At 73.6% G+C, this 6,134-nt stretch carries 5 protein-coding genes; 1 reads left to right on the top strand and 4 read right to left on the bottom strand.

The features are described from left to right. Positions 1–112 precede the first annotated feature (112 nt). The 3 genes from ABD249_RS01570 to ABD249_RS01560 all read right to left on the bottom strand — a co-directional run bounded on the left by ABD249_RS01570 (position 113) and on the right by ABD249_RS01560 (position 4,171). Positions 113–2,605: a DEAD/DEAH box helicase gene (locus tag ABD249_RS01570; RefSeq protein ID WP_344339608.1), complete on the bottom strand. Its 2,493-nt coding sequence runs from the start codon at positions 2,603–2,605 to the stop codon at positions 113–115. 120 nt (positions 2,606–2,725) lie between these two features. Continuing rightward, positions 2,726–3,232, bottom strand: coding sequence for a hypothetical protein (locus tag ABD249_RS01565; RefSeq protein WP_344339605.1), 507 nt, complete (start codon positions 3,230–3,232; stop codon positions 2,726–2,728). 15 nt (positions 3,233–3,247) lie between these two features. After that, entirely contained in the window at positions 3,248–4,171 is a 924-nt protein-coding gene (locus tag ABD249_RS01560) for a hypothetical protein (RefSeq protein ID WP_344339604.1), read from the bottom strand. Between the two features lie 135 nt (positions 4,172–4,306). On the opposite strand from ABD249_RS01560, the gene ABD249_RS01555 reads away from it, so the two are divergent. After that, complete coding sequence (locus ABD249_RS01555; protein ID WP_344339603.1) at positions 4,307–5,629, top strand: uracil-xanthine permease family protein; 1,323 nt, start codon at positions 4,307–4,309, stop codon at positions 5,627–5,629. Positions 5,630–5,692: 63 nt separating this feature from the next. On the opposite strand, the gene ABD249_RS01550 is transcribed toward ABD249_RS01555, so the two are convergent. After that, entirely contained in the window at positions 5,693–6,052 is a 360-nt protein-coding gene (locus ABD249_RS01550; RefSeq protein ID WP_344339601.1) for a sterol carrier family protein, read from the bottom strand. Positions 6,053–6,134 lie beyond the last annotated feature (82 nt).

Here is a 6,134-nt window from a genome sequence, read left to right as displayed (position 1 = left end):
CCGCTCCCTGAGGTGCGAGCGCAGCGAGCCACCCCACCCGCTCCCTGAGGTGCGAGCGCAGCGAGCCACCCCACCCGCTCCCTGAGGTGCGAGCGCAGCGAGCCTCGAAGGGTCAGAGCCGCCCCACCCGCGTGACGCGCACGACCGCGTCGCCGGCCTCGGCCGACGCCGCGAGGTCGATCGACGCCCAGATGCGCCAGTCGTGGTCGCCCGCAGGATCGGCGAGGATCTGCTGCACCTCCCACGTCTGCGCGCCCTCGTCGACGTCGAGCATGCGGCTCGAGCGCGCATCCGCCCCGGTGCCGATCGCGCCGTGCTCGGCGTAGTACGCATCGAGCGCCTCGCCCCATGCCGCGGCGCCGAAGCCGGCGGCCGCATCGAGCTCGCCGAGCGCGTCGACCCGGTCGAGCGCCGCGAGCTGCACGCGCCGGAACATGGCGTTGCGCACGAGGATGCGGAACGCGCGCGCGTTCGCGACGACCGACGGCGGGGGCGGCGGCGCGATGGGCGCCTCACCCGGCTCCGTGGGGTGCATGAGCTGCTCCCACTCGTCGAGCAGGCTCGAGTCGACCTGCCGCACGACCTCGCCGAGCCATTCGACGAGGTCGAGCAGGTCCTCGCTCTTCGCCTCCTCGGGCACCGTCTGGCGGATGGCGCGGTAGGCATCCGAGAGGTAGCGCAGCACGAGGCCCTCGGAGCGCGACAGCGCGTAGTGCTGCACGTAGTCGGCGAACGTCATCGCCCGCTCCCACATGTCGCGCACGACCGACTTCGGCGAGAGCGCGAAGTCGCGCACCCACGGCTGCGACGTCGCGAAGACGAGCAGTGCGGCGGTCAGCAGCTCGTCGAGCGGCTTCGGGTGCGTGACGTCCTCGAGCAGCTCCATGCGCTCGTCGTACTCGATGCCCTCGGCCTTCATCGCCGCGACCGCCTCGCCGCGTGCGAGGAACTGCTGCTGCGACAGGATGGGCCGCGGATCGTCGAGGGTCGCCTCGATGATCGACACGACGTCGAGCGCATGCGTGGGCGACGAGGGCTCGAGCATGTCGATCGCTGCGAGCGCGAACGGCGACAGCGGCTGGTTGAGCGCGAAGTGCGGCGGCAGGTCGACGGTGAGGCGCACGCGCGGCGCCGTGTCGTGCACCTCGACGACGCCCGCGGCGCGCAGGGTCTTCACGATCGCGAGCGCCCGTCGCTCGAGCGCGAGGTGCGAACGCCAGTCGCCGTGCGAGGCGCGGATGAGGTCGCGCATCTCGACGAAGGCGTCGCCGCCGCGGCCGATGACGTTGAGCAGCATCGAGTGGCTCACCTGCATCTGCGACTGCAGGGGCTCGGGGTCCGCGGCGATGAGCCGCTGGAACGACGGCTCGCCCCAGGAGACGAACCCCTCGGGCGCCTTCCTGCGCACGAGCTTGCGCCGCTTCTTCGGGTCGTCGCCGAGCTTCGCGAGCTGCTTGGCGTTCTCGGCCTCGTGCTCGGGCGCCTGCGCGACGACCGTGCCGGCGGTGTCGAATCCGGCGCGACCCGCACGGCCTGCGATCTGGTGGAACTCGCGGGCGGTGAGCTGCCGCATCCGCTGCCCGTCGAACTTCGTCAGGCCCGTGAGGAGCACGGTGCGGATGGGCACGTTGATGCCGACGCCGAGGGTGTCGGTGCCGCAGATGACGCGCAGGAGGCCCTGCTGCGCGAGCTGCTCGACGAGGCGGCGGTACTTCGGCAGCATGCCCGCGTGGTGCACGCCGATGCCGCTGCGCACGAGCCGCGACAGCGTCTGGCCGAACCGGGTGGTGAAGCGGAACTCGCCGATGGCGTCGGCGATGCGGTCGCGCTGCTCGCGGCTGATGACCTTCGTCGACGTGAGGGCCTGCGCGCGCTCGAGCGCGGCGGCCTGCGAGAAGTGCACGACGTACACGGGCGCGCGCTGCGTCGAGAGCAGCTCGTCGATCGTCTCGTGCACGGGCGTCATCGCGTACTCGAAGTGCAGCGGCACCGGGCGCTCGACGCCTGTCACGACCGCGGTCTCGCGCCCGGTGCGGGCGCTCAGGTCGTCGGCGATGCGCGTGACGTCGCCGAGCGTCGCCGACATGAGCACGAACTGCGCCTGCGGCAGCGTGAGCAGCGGCACCTGCCACGCCCAGCCGCGCTGCGGGTCGGCGTAGAAGTGGAACTCGTCCATGACGACCTGGCCGACGTCCGCCCGCTCGCCCTCGCGCAGCGCGAGGTTCGCGAGGATCTCGGCGGTGCAGCACACGATGGGCGCATCCGCGTTCACCGACGAGTCGCCCGTGACCATGCCGACGTGCTCGGCGCCGAAGATCTCGACGAGCGCGAAGAACTTCTCGCTCACGAGCGCCTTGATGGGTGCCGTGTAGTACGTGCGGCGGCCCTGCGCCATCGCCGCGAAGTGGGCGCCGATCGCGACGAGCGACTTCCCCGTGCCCGTCGGCGTCGAGAGGATGAGGTTCGCGCCGCTGACGATCTCCATCACCGCCTCCTCCTGCGCGGGATAGAGGCGGAGTCCGCGCTCGTCGGTCGCCCAGGAGGAGAACGCGTCGAACGCGGCGTCCGGATCCCAGGGCGCGGGCACGTGGTCGAGGAGGGGCATCGCTACGATCCTCGCGCATGCCGCCGGGGTCGGCCGGCTGCGTGCCGCCGCAGGAGGTCCGTCGCGTCCGCCACGGGTCGCCGCGCGCGCCGTCCGGGGAGGCGGCGGCGGCCGCGGGCGTCAGTCCTCGACGTCGCCGCGATGGTGGCGGGTGCGCTCCGCGGTGACGGTGCGACGGCGGCGGCCGACGAGGCGGTCGAGCACGATCGCGAGCACGGCCCCGAGGACGATGCCCACGAGCGCGCCGACGCCGACGAGGAACGGCACGATCGACGACGTGTCGATGACGGGGCCGGCGTTGAGCCAGGGGCCGGAGGAGCCCAGGCGCGACCACAGCCATCCTGCGATGGCGCCGAGGATGCCGCCGAGGACCATGAAGCGCCCGTAGCGGGGCACGAGGCGCGCACGCACCTGCACGTCGGCGCGATCGACCGTGACCGGCCGCAGCTCGCGCTCGACGGTGGCCTGGTCGTCGTCGTCGTCCGCCGCGTCGGCACCGGCATCGACGTCGGCCGGGATCGCGTCGTCGCGCGCGGCGCTCGGGTCATCGACGGGCGGCGTGGGCTCGGCGACGGGCTCGGACGCACCGTCGACGCGCGGGTCGGCGTCGTCGGGTCGGGAGGTCACCCTCCCAGCATCCCATCAGCGGCGCAGGCGGAGCGAATCGAGCGAGAGCGAGGTACGGCTGAGGGACGTCGAGCGCAGCGACGACGACGCGAGGATGCTCGACGCACGTCGACCCGACACGAGCTCGGGCGATCCGAACGAGACGCCGGGGTCGGCGTAGCTGGGTGCGACGTGCGCGGCGGTGCGCTCGGCGCGGCGCTGCAGCGCGGCGGACTGCTGCTCGTGCTTCGCCATCGCTGCGTCGCGCGCGCGGTCGGTCGCGGTCGCGGCGTCGGCGATGCGCTGCTGCATGCGCTCGAGCGTCGCGGAGCCGCGCGGCTGCTGACGCTGACCCGGCTGCGGCGGAGGCGGCTGCGGCCGGCGCTGCTGCGCCTGCGGCTGGCGCTGCTGCTGCTGCGGGGCGCGCTGCTGTCCCTGCTGCTGCCCGGGCCACGCGGGACGCTGACCCTGCTGCGCCTGACCGGGCCAGCCCGGTCGCTGCGCCTGGCTCGCCGAACCCTGACGCTGCTGCTGCTGCGCCCACGCGGGGCTCTGCCGCTGCGCGCGCTGCTGCGTCTGCTCCCAGACGGTCGCGCCCTGGCTCTGCAGCTGCTCGCGTGCCGACAGCACGCGCTGCTGCACCTCGGGCTGCCGCTCCTGCCACTCCGAGCGCGCCCACTGCGCGCCCTTCGTGCCCTGCCTGCGCAGCATGCCGAAGCCGCCGCGCAGCATGAGCAGGCCGACGATCGTGAGGATGCCGGGGAGGACCAGGTAGGGCAGCACCGTCTCGACGGCGCGCTCGAGGCCCATGACCGCCGACCAGGTGACGAGCTGGCCGAGGCTGCCCAGCAGCGGCGGCACGCCGTTGAACAGCAGCACGAGCCCGACGATGAAGAGGATGACGCCCGTGATCGCCGCCTTGCCATCGGGGCGGCGCTGCTGCTGCGCGGTCTGGGTCATGCACCCATCAGAGCACAGCGGCCCGGACGTCGCCTAGGAGCATCCGCTCGCCGTCGGCGCGGCGCGGCGTCGCGCCGCTAGCCTCGCGGAGGCTCCGGCGACGCGGTGCCGTCACCCTCCACGAAGGATCCACGCATGCGCCTGCCCTGGACCGCCCAGCCCGAGCGCGGCCTCCGCGACGTCGTCCTGCCCGAGCAGCGGCTCTCATGGCCGCGCACGATCGGCATCGGCATGCAGCACGTCGTGGCGATGTTCGGCGCGACGTTCCTCGTCCCGACGCTCACGGGCTTCCCGCCGTCGACGACGCTGCTGTTCTCCGGCATCGGCACGATCCTGTTCCTGCTCGTCACCGGCAATCGCCTGCCCAGCTACCTGGGCTCGTCCTTCGCGTTCATCGCGCCGGTCGTCGCAGCATCGACCGCCGGCGGCCCGGGCCTCGCGCTCGCGGGCGTCGTGCTCACCGGCGCGCTGCTGGCGCTCGTGGGGCTCGTCGTGCAGGTGGCCGGCACGCGCTGGCTCACGGTGCTCATGCCGCCGGTCGTCTCGGGCACGATCGTCGCGCTCATCGGCTTCAACCTCGCGCCGGCCGCACGCGACTCGTTCCTGCAGGCGCCCGGCATCGCGACGCTCACGCTGCTGACGATCATCGTCGTCGCGGTCGCCTTCCGCGGCATCGTGGCGCGCCTGTCGATCCTCATCGGCGTCGTCGTCGGCTACGTCGCCTCCGGCCTCGCCCGCGTCGTCGACTGGTCCGACGTCGAGGCTGCGGCCTGGATCGGCCTGCCGACGATCCAGACGCCGTCGGTCGACCTCGCGCAGTGGCCGCTGCTGCTCATGTTCGTGCCGATCGTGCTGCCGCTCATCGCCGAGAACGTCGGCCACGTGCGCGGCGTCGGCCAGCTCATCCACCGCGACCTCGACCCCGTCGCCGGCCGCGCGCTCATCGCCGACGGCGTCGCGACGGTGCTCGCGGGCCTCTTCGGCGGCTCGGCGACGACGACGTACGGCGAGAACATCGGCGTCATGAGCGCCACGCGCGTCTTCTCGACCGCCGCGTACTGGATCGCCGCGATCACGGCGATCCTGCTCTCGCTCTCGCCCAAGGTCGGCGCCGTCATCGCCGCGACGCCGCCGGGCGTCATCGGCGGCGTCACGACCGCGCTCTACGGCCTCATCGGCATCATCGGCGTGCGGATCTGGATCGAGCACCGCGTGGACTTCTCGCGACCCCGCAACCAGTTCTCGGCGGGCGTCGGCCTCATCGTGGCGATCGCCGACTTCACGATCAACGCCGGCCAGGTGACGCTCGGCGGCATCCTGCTCGGCACCGTCGCGACGCTCGTGATCTACCACCTCATGGCGGGCATCGAGCGCCTGCGCGGCGACGACGGGGTGGCCGACGGGCTGCAGGGCCCGCCCGCGCCGTCGCTGTCGGATGCGGAGCCCGGCGCGCGCTGAGCGCGGTCGACCCGAGCGGCCGAGGCGTGCCCGGCGTCCCGTGCGGCGACGCCGACGGTCGGGTCAGGCGCGCACGAGCGGCAGCCAGCCCTCGAGCGTCGCGCGCACGCCGGAGGCGCGCACCGAGCCGGACGCCAGGGCGTCGGCCCAGGTCGTCGCGCCCGTCGCGAGCGCGAGCCACGTCGCCGTGTCGGTCTCGATGACGTTCGGCGGCGTGCCGCGCGTGTGCCCGGGGCCCTCGACCGCCTGGACGGCGCCGAAGGGCGGCACGCGCACCTCCACGCTCTTGCCGGGCGCGCGATCGGCGAGGCACTGCAGCGTGTAGCGGACCGCCATGGCCCGATCCTCGCGGCTCGCGCCGTCGACGAGCGCAGCGCGGACGGCGTCGAGCCCCGCGACGTCGGGGATGCGCTTCGCGGCCATGCTGCGACGGTACCGCCACCTGGCCGCCCGTCTCGGCGATCCGACCTCTGGGCCGCCCCTCCCCCATCCGTGCGCCACCCAT

The organism is Agrococcus versicolor (assembly GCF_039531815.1).
Lineage (GTDB): Bacteria > Actinomycetota > Actinomycetes > Actinomycetales > Microbacteriaceae > Agrococcus > Agrococcus versicolor.
The sequence above is the reverse complement of the archived record's forward strand: the minus strand, read 5'-3'. Positions and strand labels throughout refer to the sequence as shown.